The organism is Gemmobacter sp. 24YEA27 (genome assembly GCF_030052995.1).
Classification (GTDB): Bacteria; Pseudomonadota; Alphaproteobacteria; order Rhodobacterales; family Rhodobacteraceae; genus Pseudogemmobacter.
Map to the genome: position 1 here is coordinate 111444 of NZ_JASJPW010000005.1, position 23557 is coordinate 135000.

Annotated in this window: 19 protein-coding genes, 1 tRNA gene and 2 rRNA genes (1 of these 22 running past the window's edge); 14 read left to right on the top strand and 8 right to left on the bottom strand. The window is 62.1% G+C overall.

What is annotated here, in order from left to right:
- The first annotated feature begins 52 nt into the window (after positions 1 to 52).
- The 4 genes from QNO18_RS22815 to QNO18_RS22830 are packed head-to-tail and all read left to right on the top strand — an operon-like array spanning position 53 to position 4227.
- Positions 53 to 1090, top strand: coding sequence for an FUSC family protein (locus QNO18_RS22815; protein ID WP_283179769.1), 1038 nt, complete (start codon positions 53 to 55; stop codon positions 1088 to 1090).
- Positions 1091 to 1110: 20 nt separating this feature from the next.
- Entirely contained in the window at positions 1111 to 1539 is a 429-nt protein-coding gene (locus tag QNO18_RS22820; RefSeq protein WP_092903293.1) for a MarR family transcriptional regulator, read from the top strand.
- Positions 1536 to 3191, top strand: a complete 1656-nt coding sequence (locus tag QNO18_RS22825) for an MFS transporter (protein WP_349293937.1) — start codon at positions 1536 to 1538, stop codon at positions 3189 to 3191. Before QNO18_RS22820 ends, QNO18_RS22825 begins: the two co-directional genes overlap by 4 nt.
- 4 nt (positions 3192 to 3195) lie before the next feature.
- Complete coding sequence (locus tag QNO18_RS22830) at positions 3196 to 4227, top strand: HlyD family secretion protein (RefSeq protein ID WP_283179770.1); 1032 nt, start codon at positions 3196 to 3198, stop codon at positions 4225 to 4227.
- Between the two features lie 907 nt (positions 4228 to 5134).
- Here the strand turns inward: QNO18_RS22830 and QNO18_RS22835 are convergent.
- On the bottom strand, positions 5135 to 5425 hold the full coding sequence (locus QNO18_RS22835; RefSeq protein WP_283179771.1) for a metalloregulator ArsR/SmtB family transcription factor: 291 nt from the start codon (positions 5423 to 5425) through the stop codon (positions 5135 to 5137).
- Positions 5426 to 5544: 119 nt separating this feature from the next.
- Here QNO18_RS22835 and QNO18_RS22840 point away from each other — a divergent pair, with 119 nt between their 5' ends.
- Positions 5545 to 6876 carry an LLM class flavin-dependent oxidoreductase gene (locus QNO18_RS22840; RefSeq protein ID WP_283179772.1) on the top strand — a complete coding sequence of 444 codons (1332 nt, stop codon included), beginning with the start codon at positions 5545 to 5547 and terminating at the stop codon, positions 6874 to 6876.
- An 8-nt stretch (positions 6877 to 6884) separates the two neighbouring features.
- Here the strand turns inward: QNO18_RS22840 and QNO18_RS22845 are convergent, their stop codons facing one another.
- Together QNO18_RS22845 and QNO18_RS22850 are read right to left on the bottom strand one after the other, a co-directional pair.
- A complete protein-coding gene (locus QNO18_RS22845) occupies positions 6885 to 7904 on the bottom strand; it encodes a 2-oxoglutarate and iron-dependent oxygenase domain-containing protein (protein ID WP_283179773.1) in 1020 nt (339 codons plus the stop codon).
- Between the two features lie 96 nt (positions 7905 to 8000).
- On the bottom strand, positions 8001 to 9323 hold the full coding sequence (locus QNO18_RS22850; RefSeq protein ID WP_283179774.1) for a PLP-dependent transferase: 1323 nt from the start codon (positions 9321 to 9323) through the stop codon (positions 8001 to 8003).
- Between the two features lie 428 nt (positions 9324 to 9751).
- Between QNO18_RS22850 and QNO18_RS22855 the strand changes: the two genes are divergently transcribed.
- From QNO18_RS22855 to QNO18_RS22885, 7 genes are all read left to right on the top strand, one after another.
- Entirely contained in the window at positions 9752 to 10777 is a 1026-nt protein-coding gene (locus tag QNO18_RS22855; RefSeq protein ID WP_283179775.1) for an amino acid ABC transporter substrate-binding protein, read from the top strand.
- Positions 10778 to 10791: 14 nt separating this feature from the next.
- A complete protein-coding gene (locus QNO18_RS22860; protein WP_283179776.1) occupies positions 10792 to 11976 on the top strand; it encodes an ABC transporter permease subunit in 1185 nt (394 codons plus the stop codon).
- A complete protein-coding gene (locus QNO18_RS22865) occupies positions 11973 to 13046 on the top strand; it encodes an amino acid ABC transporter permease (RefSeq protein WP_283179777.1) in 1074 nt (357 codons plus the stop codon). The genes QNO18_RS22860 and QNO18_RS22865 overlap by 4 nt, the downstream gene beginning before the upstream one ends.
- A 173-nt stretch (positions 13047 to 13219) precedes the next feature.
- Positions 13220 to 14242: an ABC transporter substrate-binding protein gene (locus QNO18_RS22870; RefSeq protein WP_283179778.1), complete on the top strand. Its 1023-nt coding sequence runs from the start codon at positions 13220 to 13222 to the stop codon at positions 14240 to 14242.
- 131 nt (positions 14243 to 14373) lie between these two features.
- On the top strand, positions 14374 to 15252 hold the full coding sequence (locus QNO18_RS22875; RefSeq protein ID WP_283179779.1) for an ABC transporter permease subunit: 879 nt from the start codon (positions 14374 to 14376) through the stop codon (positions 15250 to 15252).
- Positions 15252 to 16019: an ABC transporter ATP-binding protein gene (locus tag QNO18_RS22880; protein WP_283179780.1), complete on the top strand. Its 768-nt coding sequence runs from the start codon at positions 15252 to 15254 to the stop codon at positions 16017 to 16019. Before QNO18_RS22875 ends, QNO18_RS22880 begins: the two co-directional genes overlap by 1 nt.
- Positions 16012 to 16314: a hypothetical protein gene (locus QNO18_RS22885; protein WP_283179781.1), complete on the top strand. Its 303-nt coding sequence runs from the start codon at positions 16012 to 16014 to the stop codon at positions 16312 to 16314. Before QNO18_RS22880 ends, QNO18_RS22885 begins: the two co-directional genes overlap by 8 nt.
- A gap of 819 nt (positions 16315 to 17133) precedes the next feature.
- On the opposite strand, the gene QNO18_RS22890 is transcribed toward QNO18_RS22885, so the two are convergent.
- Positions 17134 to 18072, bottom strand: coding sequence for a GlxA family transcriptional regulator (locus QNO18_RS22890; protein ID WP_283179782.1), 939 nt, complete (start codon positions 18070 to 18072; stop codon positions 17134 to 17136).
- A gap of 121 nt (positions 18073 to 18193) precedes the next feature.
- On the opposite strand from QNO18_RS22890, the gene QNO18_RS22895 reads away from it, so the two are divergent.
- Together QNO18_RS22895 and QNO18_RS22900 are read left to right on the top strand one after the other, a co-directional pair.
- On the top strand, positions 18194 to 18988 hold the full coding sequence (locus tag QNO18_RS22895) for an SDR family oxidoreductase (RefSeq protein WP_283179783.1): 795 nt from the start codon (positions 18194 to 18196) through the stop codon (positions 18986 to 18988).
- 178 nt (positions 18989 to 19166) lie between these two features.
- Positions 19167 to 19304: a hypothetical protein gene (locus QNO18_RS22900; protein WP_349293938.1), complete on the top strand. Its 138-nt coding sequence runs from the start codon at positions 19167 to 19169 to the stop codon at positions 19302 to 19304.
- Between the two features lie 86 nt (positions 19305 to 19390).
- Here QNO18_RS22900 and QNO18_RS22905 read toward each other — a convergent pair.
- From QNO18_RS22905 to QNO18_RS22920, 4 genes are all read right to left on the bottom strand, one after another.
- A protein-coding gene (locus tag QNO18_RS22905; RefSeq protein WP_283179784.1) for an IS3 family transposase occupies positions 19391 to 20493 on the bottom strand; the annotation gives its coding sequence in 2 pieces (ribosomal slippage) (positions 19391 to 20232 and positions 20232 to 20493; 1104 coding nt in all).
- Positions 20494 to 20712: 219 nt separating this feature from the next.
- Positions 20713 to 20789: transfer RNA gene (locus QNO18_RS22910), tRNA-Met, on the bottom strand.
- 67 nt (positions 20790 to 20856) lie between these two features.
- A 5S ribosomal RNA gene (gene rrf / locus QNO18_RS22915) occupies positions 20857 to 20971 on the bottom strand.
- 125 nt (positions 20972 to 21096) lie between these two features.
- Positions 21097 to 23557 (bottom strand): 23S ribosomal RNA (locus QNO18_RS22920) (it continues 448 nt past the right edge of the window).

Sequence of the window (23557 nt, forward strand, 5' to 3'; positions counted from 1 at the left end):
CGACCTGCGCGCCGTTTCGCCTTGCCATAGCTGTCAGAAGAAAGCCCTCCCCATGGATCGATTGCCACTGCAGTTTCAGCGCATGATGGCAGCGGGGCGTGATGCCCTGGCCGCCGCAACCGCCGGTGCGATTGCCTGGCTGCTGGCAAGCTGGCTGTTCGGCCATACCCATCCGGTTTTTGCCATGGTGACCGCAATTGTCTGCCTCGCGCCGGGCCTGCCCAATCACGGGCGGCAGGCGACCGGCATCATTCTGGGGGTGACCATCGGCATTCTCGTGGGCGAGGCGGCGCTGCAATTGCCTGTCTCGGGGATCGAGGGGCCGACCACGTCACTGTTGCGCATGATCGTGGCGATTCTGCTTTCGATGATGGTCGGCGCGTCCTTTGGGCTGCCGGCGGTGGTGCCGATCCAGGCCGGGGTTTCGGCGGTGCTGGTGCTGGCAATGGGGGCGGACAGCGCAGGCTGGCACCGGATGCAGGATGTGATCATCGGTGTGGGGGTCGGGCTTTTCTTCAGCCAGGTCCTGCTGACGCCAGACCCTTTGCGCCAGATCGACCGCGCCATGAGCGAATTGCTGACCCGGATCGCGGGCGGGCTCGACCTCGCGGCTCAGGCCTTGCAGGACACAACCCCGCGCCGTGCCGAGATCGCGCAAAGCCATCTGTCGCGCGTTCAGGAAACCATCGGCGCGCTGCAAAACGGCATCGACAGCGCCAGGTACGAGGCGCGCTGGTCGCTGCGGGGGCGCATCGCGGCCAATCGGGTGCGGCGCGAGGCGGAACGTGTTGAGCATGACGCGATCCGGCTGGGCGCCTCGGCACTGCTGCTGGGCGATGCGCTGCTGGTGGCGATGCGCAACGGAAACACACCCCCTGCCGGGCTGGAGGCGAACCTGCGCCACCTTGCTGCCAGCTGCCGCGCCCGGATGAGCGGCACCGCCCCGCCCGACGCAGGCGTCGCCAGGACAGAGAGCTCCGACAGCGCCTGGTCCGCCGTCCTTGTGCAAATGCGCGCATTGGGCGCCATCCTTGGTGCGGGGCCCCGGCTTGACCAGGAGCGGGGCGAGGCATATCAGTTACCTGACTAACAAGTTAGCATGGTAAGCAAATGGAACCCCGGCCGCCGACCCTCGACCTCTTGCTCTATGTGATGCGCGAGCTGCGCCGCAATTACGACGCGCGCGCCGAAGAGCTGGGGCTGACGCTGGCCAGGACCCGGGTTCTGACCTCGCTTTCCAACATGGAAGGCGCCACCCAGGCCGAACTGGCCCAGGATCTGGGCATTGAGGCCCCCACGCTGAAACGTCAGATCGACGGGCTGGAAAAGCTTGGTTTCATCGAGCGGCGCGGCATGGATGGCGATGCCCGCAAGCGGGCGCTTTTCCTGACCGACAAAGCCCGCTCTGCCGGGATCTCGCGTTTCGTGCGCGCGGTGCGGGCCGAACTGTTCGAGGGCATCACGCCCGAAGATCTGGCGGCCACAGACCGCGCCTTGCAACGTATGGCGGTCAATACTGCCAGGATCGGTGAGAAGTGACCTCCGCCCCTCAGCCCGGATCGGCTCAGGCCGGACCGCCGACCGCATTCGCCGGAATGAGCCTCGCCCGGGCTTTGCCGTTCTTTTGCGCCTCGGTGCTGATCGGTCTGGCGCAGGGCCTGGGCCAGGGCTTTGTCAGCGCCAATATTCCGCAGATTGCCGGGGATCTGGGTGTCAGCACCACCGATGCCAGCTGGCTGATGGCGGCCTATATGATCCCGCGCGCGACGCTGCCCCTGATGCTGATCAAAGTGCGCACCCAGTTTGGTCTGCGCCGCTTTGCCGAGGTCAGTATCGTGGTCTTTGCGGTGGTGGCTTTCTCAGCGCTCTGGATCTCGGATCTGCGCTCGGCGGTGGTGGTGCAATTCCTGTCAGGCTGCGCCGCGGCGCCGCTTTCGACGCTTGCCTTCCTTTACATGCTGGAGCCGCTCAGCCCGCCCGATAAGATGAAATACGGACTTCCGGCGGTGATGGCGGTGATCCTGATCGGGCCCAATCTGGCGCGCGTCATCTCGCCCTCGCTGATCGGAGATGGCGGGCTGGCGGGCGTGCATTTCGCGGCGCTTGGCCTTGCGCTGATGTCGCTTGCGGTGGTCTGGGTGCTGCCGCTGAAACCACAGCCGCGCGAGAAGGTGATCGAAGCCGGGGATTTCCTCAGCTTCGCGCTGATTTCCTTCGGCTTTTCCGCTATTGTCATCAGTTTTGTGATGGGGCCAATCCATTGGTGGTTCGATGCGCCCTGGATCGGCTGGCTGCTGGCGGGGGCGGTGATCTCGCTGACACTCGCGGTGATCATCGAGCTGGGGCGCCGCGCGCCGCTGGTCGATTTCCGCTGGCTCGCGACCCCGGCCATGCTGCATCTGACGCTGACGCTTTTGCTGTTCCGGCTGGTTCTGTCGGAACAAAGCACCGGGGCGCCCCGGATGTTCCAGGTTCTGGGCGTGGCGCCCTCGCAGATGGAAAGCCTGTTTCTGGTGATCTGTATTGCCGCGATGATGGGCGGCCTCGCCTGTGTCGCCTGGATGAAACAGACCCGCGAGCCGGCGTTTCATGCGGCGGCGCTGGTGCTGATCGCGGCGGCGACGTTCCTCGATTCACAGGCAACGGTCCTGACCCGGCCCGAACAATTCCTGATCAGCCAGGCCCTGATCGGCTTTGCCTCGATGCTGTTCATGCCGCCCGCGATGGTGATGGGGCTGATGGCCGCGCTGAAAAAGGGGCCGAATTATCTTCTGTCCTTCATCATCGTCTTCATTGCAACCCAGAGCCTTGGCGGCGTGATCGGATCGGGGATCTTCACCACCTTCACCACCCATCGCCAGACCTTCCACCTCGCCACCCTGACCGAACAGCTCTCCGCCAGCGACCCGCTGATGCAAAGCGTGATGGCGCAGGGCACCGCGCTTTTTGCCACCCAAAACCCGGATCTCGCGGCGGACCGGCTGCAAACCCTGTCGCAGCTGATGACCGAGGCCGGGCGCCAGGCCTGGGTCATGGCCTATAATGATGCCTATTTCCTGACCTTTCTCATCGCGCTGACCGCGCTTGCGGCGCTGGTCCTGCATGTGCTGCGCGACTGGATCTGGGCCAGGATGAACGCCGCATTCGGTGCAAAACCCGAAATCTCCTCTCCCCCTTCAGAACAGAGCTGACGCCATGAGCCGTTCCTTCTTTGTGCCCACCATTATCGCCGGGGTGATTGGCCTCGCGGGGCTGTTGCTGGTGCTTTTCGCCTGGCATCTGCCGCCTTTCGCACCCTCGGCCCCCACCACTGAAAACGCCTATCTGCGCGGTCGGGTCACCACGATCTCCCCGCAGCTGTCCGGCTATATCGCGAAAGTGGAGGTCCAGGATTTCCAGGAAGTGCGCGAGGGCGATGTGATCGCGGTGCTTGACGACCGCATCTACCGCCAGAAACTTGCCCAGGCCGAAGCCGGGCTGGCCGGCGCAAAAGCTGCGATGGAGGTCGCGGTGCAGAATGTGCGCTCGGCCGAGGCGGTGCTGAAATCGGATGCGGCGGCGCTGGCCTCGGCCGATCTCGCCGTGGAAACCGCGCGGTCCGACAACAGCCGCACCACATCGCTGCGCGAACGCGGCGTGGCGACCGAGGCGGCGCTGGAACAGACCGAACTTGCGCTGCAAAAGGCGCTGACCGCCCAGACCCAGGCTCAGGCCACGATGGATGTGCAGCGCGAACAGCTCGCCAATGCGAAGGTGCAGATCGCAAGTGCCCAGGCCCAGATCGACAATGCCAATGCCGCCGTGGAACTCACCCGGATCGACCTCGGGAACACCGTGATTCGCGCGCCGGCTGCGGGAAAGCTGGGGCAAATCGCGGTCCGGGTCGGGCAATATGTCTCGCCCGGCACCGCGCTGGTCTCGCATGTCGGCCAGGATCTCTGGCTGATCGCGAATTTCAATGAGAGCAGCCTGAACAGTCTCGCCGTCGGCCAGAAGGTGCGCTTCAGCGTCGATGCGCTGCATGGCCAGGTCTTTACCGGCGTGATCGAGAGTTTCTCGCCTGCCACCGCCTCGGAATTCAGCCTGATCGCCGGCACCAATGCCACCGGCAATTTCACCAAGATCGCACAGCGTGTGCCGGTCCGGATCAGGATTGACCCTGGGCAGGCGCGGGCCGAACTGCTGGCACCGGGCTTTTCGGTGGTCGCCTCGGTGCAGCCGGACTGACGCGGGATGGCTTTCTGCCCCCGCAGGCGACTTTTCAATGAAGCGATGGATCTCTCGATCGGGATCGAACGCCAGCACCAGAACCGTGAGCCCCGGGCGCGGAGCCGGGGCCGGCTGCGCCCAGAGCACCGATTACCGCGCGGTCTGGCATGAGGTGATGGAGGTCGACGGCCCGGCGGGAGCGAATTGCAGCTCGCCCTGGAAGATCCGAGGCTGCGACGCCGCAACCTGCTTCTGGGCATGCTGAGGCCACCGGATGCAGGGGCCTGGCCGACACGGACATTACAAACAGAATGGCCGAGCTGCAGCCCGTCGTCCTGCCTGATGGCAGTCGTGGGACACCTGGCCCGCGCAGCCGTGTTGCGCTTGACTTAGACGGGAGCAGGCGGCGGGTGCCCCGGCCCTTGCTGGGCGCCGCGCCGGCAACGGCGATCCTCGGCGCCATCGGCCAGCTCCCCCCCGTACTGGAACGGGGTTCGGCCGGCAGCGGTCTTTCCTCGCGGTTGGATGGCACGCTCAGTAGTGAGCCGGGCCCCGAGGCGGGCGACGCGGATAGCGCAGGCGGCGGTGCCGCGCAGCTTCTGGGCACCATCCCGCCCGGCGGTACTGGCGGGCGGGGTTTGAACAGGTAGACCGACACGGAGTTTCCCAACCCCGAAGCCGTTGACATCATAAGGGCCGAAGTGCTGTACGACCATAAGCTGACCAAGCCGTCGGATAACTTCAAAGGCAGCACCGTCAGAGTGCATGATATCCTGCTTTCGGGCAAAAGCTCGGGTTTCCGGCTCAGGGTCTCGGCCAGCGTCAATACCACCGCTCCGGAACTCTGGCGGTCTTCCGCGCTGAGCCGGCATGAGGCGGTGCGCCAGACATCCTGGCGCGTGGCTTCGGCCTCGCCCGGCCCTGGTCAGAGAGCGGCCAGGGCGTTGCGGAAGGCGGCGATCACCGCCTCGTCCCGGCGATAGAACACCCATTGTCCGATCCGCTCCCGCACGATCAGCCCCGCCGCCGTCAGCACCGCAAGATGTGCCGAGACCGAAGATTGCGCGAGGCCGCAGCGCGCGAATTGCCCGGCGCAGATACCCAGATCATGGGGCAGCGCCTGGTCGGGGAAATGTTGCTCCGGCGTGCGCATCCAGGCCAGCATCTGCCGCCGCGCCGGATGCGCCAGGGCCTTCAGGATCAGATCCTCATCCATGTCCGCACCTCTGCCGGGTCTCTCTCAGGAGATCAATTCTGTCTTATATCGTAAAAATCCGATATATCATTTTACAAATCCCGATATAAACTCTGCCCGTCTTTAGCAGGAATGTCATCATGAGCCGTGACCGTCAGCTTCACCTCGGCGCCTTCATGCGGCCGGTCTCGCTGCATACCGGCGCATGGCGCTATCCCGGTGCCTGGCCGGATGCGAATTTCAACCTCCGCCATCTGACCTATATGGCGCAAAGGCTCGAGGCGGCGAAGTTTGACGCCTTTTTCATGGCCGACCACCTTGCCGTGCTGAATATGCCGGTCGAGGCGCTCAGGCGCAGCCATACCGTCACCTCGTTTGAACCCTTCACGCTGTTATCCGCGCTGGCGGCGGTGACGGAACGGATCGGGCTGATCGCGACGGCCTCGACCAGCTATGACGAGCCCTATCACGTCGCGCGGCGCTTTGCCTCGCTGGATCATATTTCCGGCGGGCGCGCGGGGTGGAACATCGTCACCACTTCAAACCCCGATGCGGCCCTGAATTTCGGGCGCGAAGACCAGCCTGACCATGCCGACCGCTATGCACGGGCGCGGGAGTTCTATGATGTGGTGACCGGGCTCTGGGACACGTTTGCCGATGATGCCTTCACGCGTGACCTGCAAAGCGGCCAGTATTTCGACCCGGGCCGGATGCATGTGCTGGGACACAAAGGGCCAGAGCTTTCGGTGCGCGGACCGCTGAACATCGCGCGGCCTCCGCAGGGCTGGCCAGTGATCGTGCAGGCCGGCGCCTCCGAGCCCGGTCGCCAGCTTGCGGCGGAAACCGCCGAGGCGGTGTTTGCCGCGCCGCAAAGCCTCGCCGATGGACGCGCCTTTTATGCCGATGTGAAAGCGCGGGCGGTGGCGGCGGGCCGGGCGCGCGAAGATATCGTGATCCTGCCCGGCGCCTTTGTGATCGTGGGCGAGACCATTGCCGAGGCAAAGGCGAAACGTGCCGCGCTTGACAGTCTGGTCTATTCTGAAAGCGCCATCGCGTCCCTGTCGATCGCGCTCGGGCTTGATGCATCGGGCTTTGACCCGGATGCGCCTTTGCCCGAGGATCTGCCCGAGACCAACCAGTCGAAATCCAGCCGCGACCGGGTGATCGCAATGGCCCGAAGCGAGGGGCTGACCGTTCGTCAGCTGGCGCAGCGACAGGGCGGCTATTCCGGCCTCTCTTTCATCGGCACACCCGCAAGCATCGCCGATGAAATGGAGGAATGGCTCGACCAGGGCGGCTCTGACGGGTTCAACATCATGTTCCCCTTCCTGCCGGCGGGGCTGACCGATTTCACCGATCAGGTGGTGCCGGAACTGCAACGCCGCGGCCTTTTCCGTCGCGACTATGAAGGGACAACGCTGCGCAACCACCTTGGCCTGAAGCGCCCGCCGAACCGGTTCTTTCCGGCCTGAACCGGCGTTCAGCCGTTCCCGGCCAGCCCCGCCCTGAGCAGATCGCCGTGATGGGCATGCGCCACATCGGGATGCGAGCGCAGGCGGCTTTTCAGATGGTTCAGCCCGACATTACGAAAGAGCGGGTTCAGCGGGTCGACCGTCAGCCCGCGTTCGCGGCTTTTCAGCGCATCTGGCAGCGGCAGGACCGGGATTTCGGCATCGTAATGCGCGCCTAGGAAGAAGGCGTAGGAAAACCGCTCCACCCCAGGCGGCGGGGCGATCACGTCATGCACATCCGCGCGCACGAAGCCATTGGTCGCCAGCTCTAAAAGCTCGCCCGAATTGATCACGAATGTGCCCGGCAGCGGCGGCACCCTGATCCAGTCTCCCTCAAGCGTCTGAACCCGCAGCCCCTCGACCTCGTCTTGCAAGAGAATGGTGATGATGCCGCCATCCTTATGCGCGCCGACCCCCTGATCGGTTTCGGCCACATCGCGCCCCGGATAGCGGATCAGTTTCAGAAGCTGGGTCGGCTGCGGGTCGTAAACCGCGCGGAACGCCTCCGCCTCGAGGCCAAGCGCCAGCGCAATCGCCTGCAAAAGGTCGATCCCAAGCGCCGTCACCCGCTCCTGATAATCCAGCACCACCGGTTTCAGATCGGGCAGCGCGTCGGGCCATTGGTTTGGGCCATGCAGCCGGCTCCAGGGATCTGTACCATCCGGGAGGGGCTCGCCTTCGGTGTTGAAATCGATCTGCTCACGCCAGTCCTGCTCGCCGCGCGTGTGTTCCAGCCCGGCGCGGTTATAGCCGCGAAAATGCGGCGACTTCACCATCTCGACCGCCAGCTTATCCGCCTCGGGCAGCGCAAAAAACGCCCGTGACAGGCGTTTGAGATCCTGGATCAGCGTCTCGGGGACATCATGGCCGGTCAGGTAGAAAAACCCGTGATCATGAAGCACCGCGCGCAGTTCCTCAACGAAAGAGGCACGCGCGTCAGGCCCGGCATGGAAACGCGAGACATCGAGAATGGGAAGGGTGCTGGACAATGTGGGCTCCTGATCCGGCGCATGGCAAGGTAAGATGCGGGGAGAGGGAGGGCCCTCCCCGCCCCGGGGTTTACGCCCGGGTTTCGCGGCGGGACTTTACGCGGCCTTGCGGTCGCGATTGCCCGATGCCGCCGCAAGAGCCTGCTTCAGATCGGCGATGATATCCTCCGGATGCTCGATCCCGATCGAAAGCCGCACATAGCCCGGCGTGACGCCTGCGGCCTGTTGTTCAGCCCCGGTCAGCTGCTGATGCGTGGTCGAGGCCGGATGGATCGCGAGACTGCGCGCATCGCCGATATTCGCCACGTGATGGAAAAGCTGCAGCGCGTCGATAAAGGCGCGGCCGGCATCAACGCCGCCTTCCAGCTCGAACCCGATCAGCGCACCATAGCCGCCTTCCAGATAGGTATCGGCGCGGCGCCGGGCCTCGCCGCCTTGCAGGCCGGGATAGATCACCTGGGTCACACCTGGCAGCGCGGCCAGCACATCCGCTACCTGACGGGCGTTTTCATTGTGCTGGCGGATGCGCAAAGGCAACGTCTCCAGCCCCTGCAACGTCAGGAAGGCGTTTTGCGGCGCGACCGAGGCGCCGATGTCACGCAGCAGCTTGACCCGCGCGCGCAGCACATAGGCGATGGGGCCAAGGGGTTTCGAAGCCTCGGTCCAGATCGCGCCGTGATAGGCGGCATCGGGCTGGGTCAAAAGCGGGAAACGGGCGGCGTGGGCCTCCCAGTCGAAATTGCCGCCATCAATGATCGCGCCGCCAATCGCGGTGCCATGACCGCCGATATATTTCGTTGTCGAATAGACCACCACCGCTGCGCCATGTTTCAGGGGCTTTGCGGTCAAAGGCGCCGCCGTATTGTCGAGGATCAGCGGCACGCCGAGCTTGCGGCCCAGCTCGGCCACTTCCGCGATCGGGAAGACCTGGAGCTTGGGGTTCGGCAGCGTCTCGCCAAACCAGGCGCGGGTTTTGTCGTCAGTCGCTTTGGCGAAATTCTGCGGATCGGCCTGATCCACGAACCGCACCTCGATGCCGAACTGCTTCAGCGTATTCGACAACAGCGTGACCGTGCCGCCATAGAGATCAGTCGAGGAGACGATATTGTCGCCGGCCTGGGCGATATTCGTCAGCGCGAAAAACGTCGCGGCCTGCCCCGAGGCCAGAGCCAGCGCCGCCGCGCCGCCCTCGATCTGCGCGAGCCGGGTTTCCAGCGCGTCAGTCGTCGGATTGCCGATGCGGGAATAGATGTTTCCCAGCTCCTCTAGTGCGAACAGACGCGCGGCATGGGCGGTATCGTCAAACTGGAAGCTGGTATTCTGGTAGATCGGCACCGCGAGCGAGCCGGTCGCCGGGTCGGTGCGCCAGGTGCCGCCATGCAGGGCGAGCGTCTCGGGGTGCAGGCTGGTCGTCGCCATCGGGATCATCCTTTCTGGTGGATCAGGGGGTCGGGCAACGGCCCGCAAGGTGAGATGGGACCAGCATCGTCAAATCATCACGATTGTTTCAATCGTCTTATCAGGGGCGTTCAGGGAAGGAGATTTCCTTCGCCCCTGCCCCGGCAGGAGAGTTGATCTTTTCTGCGCGAAACCGCCCCGGAACGGGAAGAACCACAGAGAATTTCTTTGCCTGGCATGGCCGCGCAGCCTGTATCTGACGTGATTCGAAAAGCAGCGCCGGCGGGCGGCAGCAGAATTATTCTCCGCGCCGTCCCTGCGGCGAAAGAGAGCTGCTCTTCAGTCGCATAATTACAGAAATATCATGTAAATCAGCAAGATACTTGATATAATTCAGGCTCCGCGCTCGGATTGGCTCATGAAACCGGCAGATATCGGAGCATCTTTCCATGAGCTATGAACGACTTTTCGGCCGCACCCTGCGCGGTCTTGCAGCAGCAGCGGCACTTGCCGCAACTGCCCTTCCCGCGACCGCAGGCGGCACGCTGGACGCGATCAAAGAGCGCGGCGTGATCAAGGTCGGTGTCGGCACCACACCGGGTTTCTTCTCGCCCGACAGCGAGGGCAAATGGCAGGGCTTCTTCATTGATTATGGCCGGGCGCTCTCGATCGCGGTCTTCAATGAAGACGGCAAGGTGGAGTTCACCAATTCGTCGCCGCAACAGCGCCTGCCCGCGCTTCAGGCCGGCGAATTTGACATCCTCCTGTCGGGCGTCACCGTCACAATCAACCGCGCCTTCAATCTCGGCTTCCATTTCGGGCCGACGGTGTTTTATGACGGCCAGGGCATCCTTGCGCGCAAGGAGCTTGGCGTGACCTCGGCGGCAGAGCTCGACGGCGCGGTGATCGGGGTGCAATCGGGCACCACGGGCGAGCTGAACATCGCCGATTTCTTCCGCAAATCCGGCCATGAATTCACGCCGGTCACCATCGAAGACACATCGGAATTCATCGCAGCCCTTGAATCGGGCCGGGTCGATGCGATCACCCAGGACAGCTCGGATCTCGTGGGCAAGCTGCAACAGCTGAAGAACCCCGATGACTATGTTCTGCTGCCCGAGCGCCTGTCGAAAGAGCCGCTCGCGCCTGCGATCAAGGCCGGTGATGACCAATGGCTCGAAATCGTCAACTGGACCGTCTATGCCACGATCCAGGCCGAGGAATGGGGCATTACATCGGCCAATGTCGACGAGTTCCTGAAATCGGAAGATCCGGCGATCCAGCGCTTCCTCGGGGTTGATCCGTCTTTGGCCGAGGCCATCGGGTTCAAGCCGGACTGGGCCTATAAGATCATCAAGACCGTGGGCAATTACGGCGAGATCTATGAGCGCCATCTGACGCCGCTGGGCTGGAAGCGCGGCTATAACGACATCTGGACCAATGGCGGGCTGCTCTATTCGCCGCCCTTCCGCTGAGCAGGTCAACAAAGGTGAGCATCCCCCTCCGTGAGGCAGGGCCCAATGAGGCAGGGCGGGGCCGGTCACCGCATCGGCGCGGGGTTATCCCCGCGCTGGTCGCATGGTGGGGGCCGCGCCCCTATACCCAGCTGGCTCTGGTCCTGGTGATCCTGGCCGGGCTTTGGCTTTTGGGCCAGAACATCGCCGCCGCGCTGGAGAAAGCCGGGATCTCGCCCGGCTTTGCCTTTCTCACGCGCGCCGCGAGTTTCCAGATCGGCGAGAGCGTGATCCCCTTCTCCGCCGGTGACACCTATCTGCGCGCCATCGGTGTTGGCGTGATCAACACGCTGCGTGTGGCCGCAGTGGGCTGCGTGCTGGCGGCTTTCCTCGGGACGGCGCTTGGGGTTCTGGGGCTGATGGGGAACCCGCTTCTGACCCGTCTGGTCAGGATCTATGTCGAGCTGATCCGCAACACGCCGCTGTTGTTGCAGCTGTTCTTCTGGATCGCACTGGCGCGCAACCTTCCGGGGCCGAAACAGGCGGTGCATGGGGGTGGTATCTGGCTGACAAATCGCGGCGTCTATGTCCCCGCGCCGGTGGTCGAGGCTGGCTGGCTCTGGCCGCTTCTGGCCTGCGCGGTCGTGATCATCGCCGTGCTGGCGCTCCGCCGGTTTGCCAGGGTGAGGCGCGGCACCTGGCCCGTTGCCCTGACGCTGATCGCCGGCATTTTCTGGCAGGCAGGCCTCAGCTTTGACATCCCCGCGCTCAAGGGGCTCAACGTGCGGGGCGGGCTGACGCTGTCGCCGGAATATGCCGCGCTTCTGATCGCGCTGGTCGTGAAATTCTCGGCCGCGATTGCCGAGATCGTGCGCGCCGGCATCCTTTCCGTCCCAGAGGGCCAGCGTGAAGCCGCCCGCGCCATGGGCCTGTCCGACTGGCAGATCATGCGCCTTGTGGTCCTGCCGCAGGCGCTCCGGGTGATCGTGCCGCTGACCACTTCGGTCTTTCTTGATCTGACCAAGGATTCGAGCCTCGCCGTCGCGATCGGCTATCCCGATCTCGTCTCGGTCCTGAATACCACCGCGAACACCACCGGCCAGGCCATCGAGGCAGTCCTGATCATGGCGGGGACCTTCCTCATGCTCAACCTATGCGTGGCCGCGCTGATGAACCATTACAACCGCCGCGTCGCGATGCGCGGAGAGGGGCGCAGATGAGCGTGATTTTTATGAATTATCGCAGCCGCGACCTGGTGGCGCCCTTGTGGCGCAGCCTTGCGGGCGGGCCGCTGAACACCGTGCTGACGCTGGCCTCGGTGCTGATGCTGGCGCTGATCCTGCCGCCTTTGATCCATTGGGCGGTTACCGACGCTGTCTTCAGCGGCACGCAAGAGGAATGCCGCGCCGCCAGCGGTGCCTGCTGGGCATTCCTGCGCGCCAAGGCGCGGTTCATCCTTTTCGCCTTCTATCCGGGCGAGCATCTCTGGCGGCCGATCCTTGTGATCGTAGCACTGCTGGGTCTGATGGTGGCATCGGCGCTGCCGCGCTTCTGGGGGCCGTACCTGATCCTCGCCTGGCCGGTCACGCTGGCACTGGCCTGGGCGCTGATGGCGGGCGGGACATGGACCGGGGGGATCCTCACGCGGGTCTCGCTGAACGACTGGGGTGGGCTGCCGGTGACGCTGCTGGTGTGGTCGACCTGCATGGCCTTTGCCTTTCCGGCGGCTGTGCTTCTGGCGCTGGCGCGGGCCTCGGATATGGGCGGGCTTCGGCTGATTGCGGTCACCTATATTGAGGTGATGCGCGCCATTCCGATGGTTGCGATCCTGTATTTCGCCATGCTGATCCTGCCGCTGGCTTTGCCGCAGGGTGTGATCCTGGATAAGCTGATCCGCGCCACGATCATGGTCGCTTTGTTCTGGACCGCCTATCTGGCAGAGGTCGTGCGGGGCGGGCTGCAAACCGTTGGCCCGGGCCAGGCCGAGGCGGCACAGTCACTCGGGCTGGGCTATTGGCGCATCATGCAACTGGTGGTGCTGCCCCAGGCCCTGCGCCAGGTGATCCCGGGGCTGGTCAATCTTGGCATCGGCTTTCTGCTGGCGACCTCGCTGCTGGCGGTGATCGGCGCGTTTGATCTTTTGAACACCGCCCGGGCCTCGACCACTGACACGCAATGGCTGGGGTTTTACGATGAGGCCTATGTCTTCGCGGCCCTGATCTATTTCCTGCTCTGCTATGGCGGCTCGCGCTACAGCCGCTGGCTGGAAACGCGGCTACGCCGGCGATGACCCTGTGCCCGCCGCAAGAGGGAATTTCCCCCGGCCCATATAGCCAGACATGGCTGTGCCAGCCGGAGGGTGGTCTTCGAAATCCTGTTCCCCCGGCCCTGATCTATCCTCTGACCTGATCCATTACGGCTCCCGGTTACCCCTTCCCTTCTTAACAAAAGCGAACCCGCATTATGACAGCATCCCTTCGAAACGGCCTTTCGCGCCGCACCCTTCTGACAACCGGCGCGGCGGCGGCGGGCCTTGGCGCGGCCGGGCTTTCGACCGGGATCAGCACACGCCGCGCCATGGCCGGCAACCTGACCAAAATCAAACTTGAATGGACCGAAGTGGCCGCCTGCCACGCCCCGGTCGGGTTCGCGCTGGAAAAGGGCATTTTCGAGAAACACGGGCTGGATGTGGAACTGTTCTACCAGGGCGCCAGCGGCCAGACCCTGATCCAGGCCCTTGCCACCCGCAAGGCCGAGGCCGGGCCGGGTCTGCTTTATGACTGGCTGAAACCGATCGAGCAGGGCTTTGACGTCAAACTTTTCGCCGGGTCGCATGGCGGCTGCCAGAGCATCCTGACACCCCAGGACAGCGGCATCAGAACGCTGGAGGATCTGCGCGGCAAAACCATCGGCACCTTTGATGTGATGTCGCCCTCGCGCGTGGCATTTTCGGTCGCGCTGAAGAAAGCCGGGCTTGACCCCGATCAGGATGTGACCTGGAAGGTCTTCCCCTTCGATCTGGTGGCCGAGGCCGTGCTGCGCGGCGAGGCGGACGCGCTGGCGCATATGGATCCCTGGGCTTACGGCTGGGAAAAAGAACACAAATTCCACCGCGTCGCCGATACCCAGACGCTCAGTTTCCAGGATCGGGTCTGCTGTGTGCTGGGTGTGAACGGGGATTATTATGAGAGCAATAAAGACGCGCTGAAACGCGTCGCCGCAGCCAATCTCGAGGTGCATCAGTATACCGCCGCCCATCCCGACGAGGTCGCGCAATGGTATTTCGACACTTTGCGCCCCGGCATGTCGGTCGAGACCCTGACCGAGGTTCTGGCCTCCTTCACCTATCACGAGCACTGGTTCGGCGACAAACTGCGCGATGAGGTCAGACGCGGTTATGAGGATCTGAAGCTGACCGGCGTGGCCGATGCCTCGACCGATCCGGAAGAGATCGCCAGCCGCATCACCATCGACATTTTCGCCTGACCCCTGACTGGACGACCCGGAATGAGCGATCTGCCTGAAATCGGGCGGGGGTTTACGCCTCCGCCACCCGCCTGCCCCTGCCCATCTGGCGCGACGGCCTGCTGGCCGCGCTGGCCTGGGGTTCGGTCTCGGTGGCGACACTGATCCTGCCTGATGTCATCCAATGGGGGGCGACCGGCACCTTCGCCGCGCTCACGGGCACGATCGCCGCGATCTTCCTCGCGCTGGCCTTCACCGTGCCGCCCGGGCAGCGCAGCACCCTGACGCATTACGGCCCCTGGTTTATCGTGCTGGGCCTGTGGCTTTTGCTGTGGGAGGTGATCACCGCAAAGCTCGGCTGGTTGCCTAAGCCGTTCTTTTCACCGCCCCAGGGTCTGTTGCATGTCTATATGACCGACTGGGACCGGCTTTTGATCTGTATCGCCTATACCGGGCGGCTTTGGGGGCTGGGCTTTTTCATCGGCATCTCAGCAGGCTTTCTGGCCGGGGTGGGTCTGGGCTGGTCAAAGAGGTTCGCCTATTGGGGCATGCCGGTGCTGAAACTGATCGGACCGGTGCCTGCCAGCGCCTGGATCCCCTGCGCCTTTTTCATCTTCCCCTCGACCTTTCAGGCCTCGGTGTTTCTGGTGGCACTGGCCTCGGGGATCCCGGTCGCGATCCTGACGGCATCGGGGATATCCCAGGTCAACCGCTCATTCTACGATGTGGCGCGGACGCTTGGCGCGAGCAACCGCTGGCAGGTGACCAAGATCGCCATTCCGGCGGCGCTGCCCAATGTGTTTGTCGGGCTGTTCATGGGGCTTTATTACAGCTTTGCCGTTCTGGTGGTGGCCGAAATGCTGGGCGCGAAATTCGGCCTCGGCTGGTATCTGCAGTTCAACACGGCCTATTCGGCCTATGCCAATGTCTATGCCGCGCTGATCGTCATGGCGCTGATCTGTGCCGGGCTGGTGAAGCTGTTGTTCCTGATCCGGGACCGGCTGCTGGGCTGGCAAAAGGGGATCCTCTGATGTCTGCTGTCACCCCCGTCGGGCTGCGCTTCGACCATGTCTCGCATGGGTATGATATCGGCGGCGCGCTGTTGCCGGTGCTGGAGGATGTATCCCTCGACATAGCGCCCGGCGAATTCGTCGCATTGCTGGGCCCATCCGGCTGCGGCAAGTCTACCCTTCTGCGGCTTGCGGCCGGGCTGGAACTGCCGCGCGCGGGTGAGGCGCTGGCCGGCGGCGCGGCGATCACCGGCCCTGGCCCCGAACGCATCCTCGTCTTTCAGGAAGCCACCCTTTTCCCCTGGCGCACCGTGCGCCGCAATGTCGAAGCCGGCCCCGAAGCGCGCGGCGAGCTGGCCGCAAAGCAGGCCCGCGTCGATGAGGCGCTGCGTCTCGTCGGCCTTGAGGCTTTCGGCGCGGCCTACCCGCATCAGCTGTCCGGCGGCATGGCGCAGCGCGCCGCGATTGCCCGCGCGCTGGTCAATGACCCGCGCCTCTTGTTGCTGGATGAACCGCTGGGCAAACTTGACAGCCTGACACGGCTCAATCTGCAAAAGGATCTGATCCGCCTCTGGCAGGATCGTGGCTTTACCGCCCTTCTCGTCACCCATGATGTTGAAGAGGCGCTGTTGCTTGCCGATCGGGTGGTGCTGTTCTCGCCGCGCCCGGCCCGCATCATCGAGGAACTGCGGGTTGACCGCCCGCATCCCCGCCGCCGCGATGACCCCGTGCTGATTGCGCTGAGAACGCGGCTTCTTGCCAGCCTCGGAGTTCTGGAGGATGTCTGACCGTCTGCGACCGGTCTGGGTGCTGGCTGTCGGAGCCGGACTTATCCTCCTCGCCCTCATGTGGTGGTATGTGATTTTCGGCACCATCGTCAGCGAGGGCTACGGCAAATACAGCCAGGCCGCGCCCTGCCTCTGGGGCACATCGGGCTATACCTGCCAGCTGATGCTGTCGCTTTGCAGCGTTGATTACCTGCTGATCCCGAAAGCCTACCGTCCGGAGCTGTTCCAGACAGGCGTCTTACTGATGCTGTCCGGCGGGCTTTTTGCGGCGCTGCAGCGCAGCCGACGCATGTAAGATTGACACCCACTTCCGTTTATTAAGCCCAGCCCGGCTTCGGCCCCATGTCCTGGCCGAAAGCCCGCCTGGTGACGCATCGGCGTTTTTGCAGAGGTCAGGCACCAGCCGGACGCGCCCCTTTCCCAGCTGAGCCCATGCCACGCGTTCGATCCCGGCGGTGCCGGGAGCGTTGAAGCAGTTGATCAGTGCAACGCGGATCCGGATGTCGGCTGTCTGGCGATCACTGCATCAAAGACCACCCTGGTCAGCGCGGGCGGCTCCGGAAACCTCATGTCAGCCAGGTCAGCCCGTCCTTTGCAATCTGGAAACGCTTCCGGTTCATCGCGCGACAGCCCGCATGTCGCGACGATTTAGTCCCATGTGATTTGGCAGACCATGGTCTCAAATGCGCCGAACCCAAGAGTATGTGCTTCGATGAACTTGTCGTTGAGCACGCGGGTCTCGGCGGCCGCCTGTGAGATAGCCTGCCTCTGGCATCTTGCCGGTTCTGTGCGTCTGATATGGGGGCTGGAGCCACTGTTCCGGCCACCGCTGGCCGGTCGTGCTAGCGATATGACTGCCTCCGGGCATTCGCGGCAGAAATCGCTTACCCGGGTCGGTCAATGCGCTCGTTCAGCGTCAATGGCCGCTGCCGTTATTGCCGCGCGAAACATGCTGCACTGTGCCAGAAGATCTCCGCATGCCTTTCCGGGGTAGGGGACGCTGGACGTTCGGGCGGTGGAGATTATGGAAATCGCATTGGGATACTGAGGGTAACAGAGGCGCTGGAGGGCCGGCAATGAGAGGATGATAAGACATCTCCATTGATGTGCCCATTCATGCCGTTGCCCGCGCATGCCGACGTATAAACTGCGGAGGCTGGCCAAGAACCCGAAGAAAGGCCCGTCGCATACGTTCGCGATCGGCGAAGCCGGTTTCAGAGGCGATTGCGTCAAGGGAATGCCGACCATCTTCTATCATCAGTCTGGCCGCTTCGACGCGAAGGTGCTCGATTGCCTTTGCGGGCGTCTGTGCCGTTTCTGCGCGAAACGCCCTGCTGAATTGACGCGGGCTGAGGCTGGCCGCCTGCGCCAGCTCCTCGACCGAGAGAGTGTCCTTCAGATTTCGTCTCGCATGATCAAGAGCGCGCTGGATTCGATCCGATTTCGGCTCAAGCTCCAGAAGTGTCGAGAATTGCGACTGGCCGCCTGCACGGCGATGGTAGACCACCAGTTTGCGCGCTACTGATCGCGCCGCTTCGACACCATGGTCATTTTCGATCATGGCGAGAGCGAGATCGATGCCAGCGGTCATGCCAGCCGACGTCCAGACCGGACCGTCGGTGATATAGATCCGGTCCTCCTCGACCTTCACGGCCGGGAACCGCGTCTGCAACTCCTTCGCGAAATGCCAATGGGTCGTCGCCCGCCGGCCGTCGAGTATACCCGCTTCCGCCAGTACAAAAGCGCCCGTGCAGGGTGCGGCCATCCTTCTGACCGTCTTCATGGATCGCAGCAGGAATTCGGTGAGCGCGGGCGTGACCGGTTCGATCTCAGTCCCCGCCCCGATGATGACGGTATCGAATGGGAATTTGCCAAAGGCTACGGTCTCGACGCCGAACCCGGCGGAGGATTGTACCAGGCCGCCATTCTCGGAGAGCAACGAGATTCTGTAGGCAGATGTGCCCAGAGCATGATTTGCGATTTCGAATGCGGTGATGACCGCAAAGCTCATGACCTGAAAGCCAGGAAAGACGACGAAGCCGATTGTGTGCATGAGGGATGTGCTCACTGTCTGAAATAGGTGGTTATATGACATTTTAGACATAAATGAAAGAGGCTATACCGTCATCATGTGAAGCTCGCGATCAGTCGCCGCGGATAGTAAGGAGATTACCATGACAACAAGTGACAAGGGCACGGCGGTCGTTACCGGTGCCTCAAGCGGAATCGGCGCGATCTATGCCGACCGCCTGAGCCGTCGGGGCTATAATTTGATCCTGGTGGCACGCAATCGCAGTCGCCTCGACGCTCTCGCCAGGAATATCGCAGACAATACCGGCCGGTCCGTTGAAATCGTCACTGCGGACCTTCGAAATAAGGCCGACATCTCGCGCGTCGAAGAGCTTTTGCGGACAGATGTCAGTATCACGGCGCTCGTCAACAATGCCGGGATGGGTGCGACCGGCCCGCTTCTGAGCTCCGACATCGACACGATGGACAAGATGATCGCCTTGAACGTCAATGCACTCACGCGGCTGACCTATGCAGCAGTACCAGGCCTGGTCGCCCGAGGCGGCGGCACAATTATAAACATCGCCTCCATCGTCGCAATCGCGCCAGAATTGCTGAACGGCGTCTATGGCGCGTCCAAGGCTTTCGTGCTGGCCTTCAGTCAGTCACTTCGGCATGAGCTCGAAGACAAAGGCGTCAGGGTCCAGGCGGTTCTGCCAGGTGCGACCGCGACGGATTTCTGGGAACTATCGGGCACTCCGGTCGAACATCTGCCGTCTGAGATCGTCATGACTGCGGAAGCGATGGTCGACGCCGCGCTTGCGGGCTTCGACCAGGGAGAGTTCGCGACCATACCATCGCTGCCTGACGCTTCCGATCTCGCTAACTATGAAGCCGCGCGCCAGAAGCTGATGCCGAACCTGTCACGAAGCGTTCCGGCGGCTCGATACACGTTGTGACGCCTTCGCACGAACGAGCTGAGCTTCAGCTTTTCTAAGGGATGGCTGGTCTTTTGGTCGGTCGGCGCGTCACCGCCTGTCTCAAGCCATCCAGGAGAGCCCCACAGGGAGTAGCTCACTGCGCGGCCGCGTCGAGGACGGCAAATCCGGCAGTGGCCTCTGCAATGGCTACGATGTGGTGAAGAAGTTCGATGGCCGTGGCGAGGCCGTACGCAGTGATCGCACCATCAACGAGGCCGCAGTCGTGCGCCGCATTTTCCGTGACTGTGCCGTGGGCAAGTCCTCCGGGACCATCGCGATGGCTCTGAACCGCTAAGGCATCGCTGGCCCCTTCGGGCAGCGAATGGGGGTGCTCTGCTCCCTTGGTTAGGACCGCCGCGATCTGGAGTTTCGCGGCTCTGATCACGGAGGCGGGCTGGCTGCGCCACCGGGAATATGCAGGTTGATCGGCACGTTGTAACCGATCGCACTGTGAGGCCTGACCTCGTTGTAGTCTCTGCGCCAAGCCTCCAACTTTTCGCGCGCATCCGCAAGGTCCATGAACCAGTGGGCGTTCAGGCACTCCGCCCGCAGCTTGCTGTTGAACGCCTCAATGAAGCCATTGTCGGTGGGTTTCCCCGGTCGGGAGAAGTCCAATGTGACACCATTGGCATAGGCCCACAGATCCAGGTCGCGGGAGATAAACTCGCTGCCGTTATCGACCCTGATCGTCTGCGGGTAGCCGATCTGCCGACAGACCCGTTCGAGCGTCTGAACCACATCCTCGCCCCGGTAAGCAAATCGGGGATCCGTCGCCGGGCAATAACGCGAATGGATATCCACGATGGTCAGGATCCGCAGTTTCTTGCCCAGGGCGAGCTGGTCATGGACAAAATCCATCGCCCAGACCTCGTTCGGTCCGGAGGCCTCCTGTCGGTCCTCGCGCAGCCTCGTCTTCACCCGGCGCTTCGGATGCCTGTTGCGCAGCTGCAGGCCCAACTCATTGTAAATCCTGCGTGTCTTCTTGATGTTCACCTGCCAGCCCTCCCGCCGCAGCAGCACATGGATGCGCCGGTAGCCATAGCGCACACGCGTTTCGCAGATCTCGCGGATCCGCAGTTCGAGGCCGGCCTGCCCGGTGCGACGGGATTTGTAATGGTAGCTCGAAGTGTCGAACCGCAGCGCCTGGCAGGCCCGTCGGATCGAGACACCCCAGTCAACCAGAAGCCCGTCAACAAGCTTGCGCGTCCGGACAGGCCTCAGAGCTTTCGGCGGATGACGTCCTGCAGCATCTCGCGGTCGAGCGTCAGGTCCGCCACGATCTTCTTCAGCCGTGCATTCTCGTCCTCAAGCGCCTTCAACCGCCGCATCTCATCGGGAAGCAACCCGCCATAACGCTTCTTCCAGTTGAAGTATGTGGCCTGGCTGATCCCCGCCTTGCGGCAGATCTCGGCAACAGGCGTGCCTTCCTCGCCCTGCTTCAGAATGAACGCCTTCTGCGCTTCCGTGAACTTCGATGCCTTCATCGTCTTCAGCTCCTCTCCCAGCCAGGGAAAACTAGCCGAAAACTCCAGCTTAAGACGGTCCAGTTTCCAGGGGGCAGAGCAGGGGGCAGGTCATGACCTCCGCCGATTTCCCGCTACGGTTTCCGCGCAAGTGCTTCCGATATGCTTCCGGATGTTTTGGGCTCAAATGCAAAAGACCTCCCGAAGGAGGCCTAATACACTGATATCTATCAGTAATTCTGGTTGCGGGGACAGGATTTGAACCTGTGACCTTCAGGTTATGAGCCTGACGAGCTACCTGGCTGCTCCACCCCGCGGCCGTTATCCCCTCGGGGTTAGTATGAGGGGATTTGTATCGTATTGGAGAGAGAAGTCTCTGATCAGGTTTGGCGGTTACCTACTCTCCCACGTCTTGAGACGCAGTACCATTGGCGTAGAGGCCCTTAACGGCCGAGTTCGGGATGGGATCGGGTGTTTAGCCACCACTATGACCACCAAACCGGAACAGAGACTTGCGGATTTGATCCGCGAACATCGATGTATTGTTCAGGTCTGTACGACTTTTGGTGCTTGTATATGGCTGTCTGTCGGTTAGCGAAGGTTTATGCCTTGCTTTTACCGGATCAAATCAAGCCAATCGGGCAATTAGTACCAGTCAGCTGAATGCGTTACCGCACTTACACCTCTGGCCTATCGACGTGGTGGTCTACCACGGCCCTCAAGGGAGGCCTAGTTTTGAAGGGGGCTTCACGCTTAGATGCCTTCAGCGTTTATCCTGTCCGAACATAGCTACCCTGCACTACCGTTGGCACGATAACAGGTCCACCAGTGGTTCGTTCAACCCGGTCCTCTCGTACTAGGGTCAACTCTTCTCAAGCCTCCTGCACCCACGGCAGATAGGGACCGAACTGTCTCACGACGTTCTAAACCCAGCTCACGTACCTCTTTAAACGGCGAACAGCCGTACCCTTGGGACCTGCTCCGGCCCCAGGATGAGATGAGCCGACATCGAGGTGCCAAACGATGCCGTCGATATGGACTCTTGGGCATCATCAGCCTGTTATCCCCAGAGTACCTTTTATCCGTTGAGCGATGGCCCTCCCACTTGGGACCACCGGATCACTATGGCCGACTTTCGTCTCTGCTCGACTTGTCAGTCTCGCAGTCAGGCTGGCTTCTGCCATTGCACTCAACGACCGATTTCCGACCGGTCTGAGCCAACCTTCGCGCGCCTCCGTTACGATTTGGGAGGCGACCGCCCCAGTCAAACTCCCCACCATGCAGGGTCCCGGATCCGGATAACGGACCGCGGTTAGACATCAAGAAGGCGAAGGGTGGTATCTCAAGGATGGCTCCACTCAGACTGGCGTCCAAGTTTCAATGCCTACCACCTATCCTGCACATCACATTCCTGATGCCAATGCAAAGCTAGAGTAAAGGTTCATGGGGTCTTTCCGTCTAACCGCGGGTAGTGTGCATCTTGACACACAGTTCAATTTCGCTGAGTCCACGTTTGAGACAGCGGGGAGATCGTTACGCCATTCGTGCAGGTCGGAACTTACCCGACAAGGAATTTCGCTACCTTAGGACCGTTATAGTTACGGCCGCCGTTTACCGGGGCTTCAATTCAGAGCTTGCACCCCTCCTTTTAACCTTCCGGCACCGGGCAGGCGTCAGACCCTATACGTCGTCTTACGACTTCGCAGAGCCCTGTGTTTTAAGTAAACAGTCGCCACCCCCTGGATTGTGCCCCCCGCCCATACTTGCGTACAGACGGGGCTCCCTTCTCGCGAACTTACGGGAGCATTTTGCCGAGTTCCTTAAACGTGGTTCTCTCAAGCGCCTTGGTATACTCTACCTGTCCACCTGTGTCGGTTTAGGGTACGGTCTGATGGAGGGCTATTTCCAGGAACCTCTGAACGGCCTTCCCAATCCGATAAGGGAAGACAATCTTCGAGATCCGTCACATCCTCCTGGCCACGGAATATTAACCGTGTTCCCATCGACTACGCCTTTCGGCCTCGCCTTAGGGGCCGGCTTACCCTGCTCAGATTAGCTTTAAGCAGGAACCCTTGGACTTTCGGCGAGAGGGTCTCTCACCCTCTTTGTCGCTACTCATGTCAACATTCTCACTTCTGATCTCTCCACCGGATGCCTTACAGCCCGGCTTCACAGAAAGAACAGTGTCTCTGCGTTGGTCCCCATTATCCGAGGATAAAGGATCAACAAGAGACAGCGTTCTATATCACAGAACGCTCCGCTACCACGCACATCGCTGTGCATCCCGAGCTTCGGCTCATGGCTTGAGCCCCGATACATCTTCGCCGCAGGACAGCTTATCTAGACCAGTGAGCTGTTACGCTATCTTTAAAGGATGGCTGCTTCTAAGCCAACCTCCTGGTTGTTTTGGCCGTCCCACATGCTTTCCCACTTAGCCATGAATTAGGGGCCTTAGCTGCAGGTCAGGGTTGTTTCCCTCTTCACGACGGACGTTAGCACCCGCCGTGTGTCTCCCGGATATTACTCATCGGTATTCGGAGTTTGGTTAGGCTCAGTAAGTCTGTGGGACCCCATTGCCCATCCAGTGCTCTACCCCCGATGGTATTCGTCCGAGGCGCTACCTAAATAGCTTTCGCGGAGAACCAGCTATCTCCAGGTTTGATTAGCCTTTCACCCCTAGCCACAAGTCATCCAGACCCTTTTCAACGGGTGTTGGTTCGGACCTCCAGTAAGTGTTACCTTACCTTCATCCTGCTCATGGCTAGATCACCTGGTTTCGGGTCTGATCCAACGAACTCTGTCGCCCATTTAAGACTCGCTTTCGCTGCGCCTACACCTATCGGCTTAAGCTCGCTCGTTAGACCAAGTCGTTGACCCATTATACAAAAGGTACGCCGTCACCTCTCAAGGAGGCTCCGACTGCTTGTAGGCGTCCGGTTTCAGGTACTGTTTCACTCCCCTCGTCGGGGTGCTTTTCACCTTTCCCTCACGGTACTGGTTCGCTATCGGTCAGTAAGGAGTACTTAGCCTTCGGAGGTGGTCCTCCGATCTTCAGACAGGATTTCACGTGTCCCGCCCTACTTAA

Coding starts and splice junctions, on each gene's coding strand:
- QNO18_RS22815 (WP_283179769.1), top strand. CDS start 53: ATGGATCGATTGCCACTGCAGTTTCAGCGCATGATGGCAGCGGGGCGT.
- QNO18_RS22820 (WP_092903293.1), top strand. CDS start 1,111: ATGGAACCCCGGCCGCCGACCCTCGACCTCTTGCTCTATGTGATGCGC.
- QNO18_RS22830 (WP_283179770.1), top strand. CDS start 3,196: ATGAGCCGTTCCTTCTTTGTGCCCACCATTATCGCCGGGGTGATTGGC.
- QNO18_RS22835 (WP_283179771.1), bottom strand. CDS start 5,425: ATGGATGAGGATCTGATCCTGAAGGCCCTGGCGCATCCGGCGCGGCGG.
- QNO18_RS22840 (WP_283179772.1), top strand. CDS start 5,545: ATGAGCCGTGACCGTCAGCTTCACCTCGGCGCCTTCATGCGGCCGGTC.
- QNO18_RS22850 (WP_283179774.1), bottom strand. CDS start 9,323: ATGGCGACGACCAGCCTGCACCCCGAGACGCTCGCCCTGCATGGCGGC.
- QNO18_RS22855 (WP_283179775.1), top strand. CDS start 9,752: ATGAGCTATGAACGACTTTTCGGCCGCACCCTGCGCGGTCTTGCAGCA.
- QNO18_RS22865 (WP_283179777.1), top strand. CDS start 11,973: ATGAGCGTGATTTTTATGAATTATCGCAGCCGCGACCTGGTGGCGCCC.
- QNO18_RS22870 (WP_283179778.1), top strand. CDS start 13,220: ATGACAGCATCCCTTCGAAACGGCCTTTCGCGCCGCACCCTTCTGACA.
- QNO18_RS22880 (WP_283179780.1), top strand. CDS start 15,252: ATGTCTGCTGTCACCCCCGTCGGGCTGCGCTTCGACCATGTCTCGCAT.
- QNO18_RS22885 (WP_283179781.1), top strand. CDS start 16,012: ATGTCTGACCGTCTGCGACCGGTCTGGGTGCTGGCTGTCGGAGCCGGA.
- QNO18_RS22890 (WP_283179782.1), bottom strand. CDS start 18,072: ATGCACACAATCGGCTTCGTCGTCTTTCCTGGCTTTCAGGTCATGAGC.
- QNO18_RS22895 (WP_283179783.1), top strand. CDS start 18,194: ATGACAACAAGTGACAAGGGCACGGCGGTCGTTACCGGTGCCTCAAGC.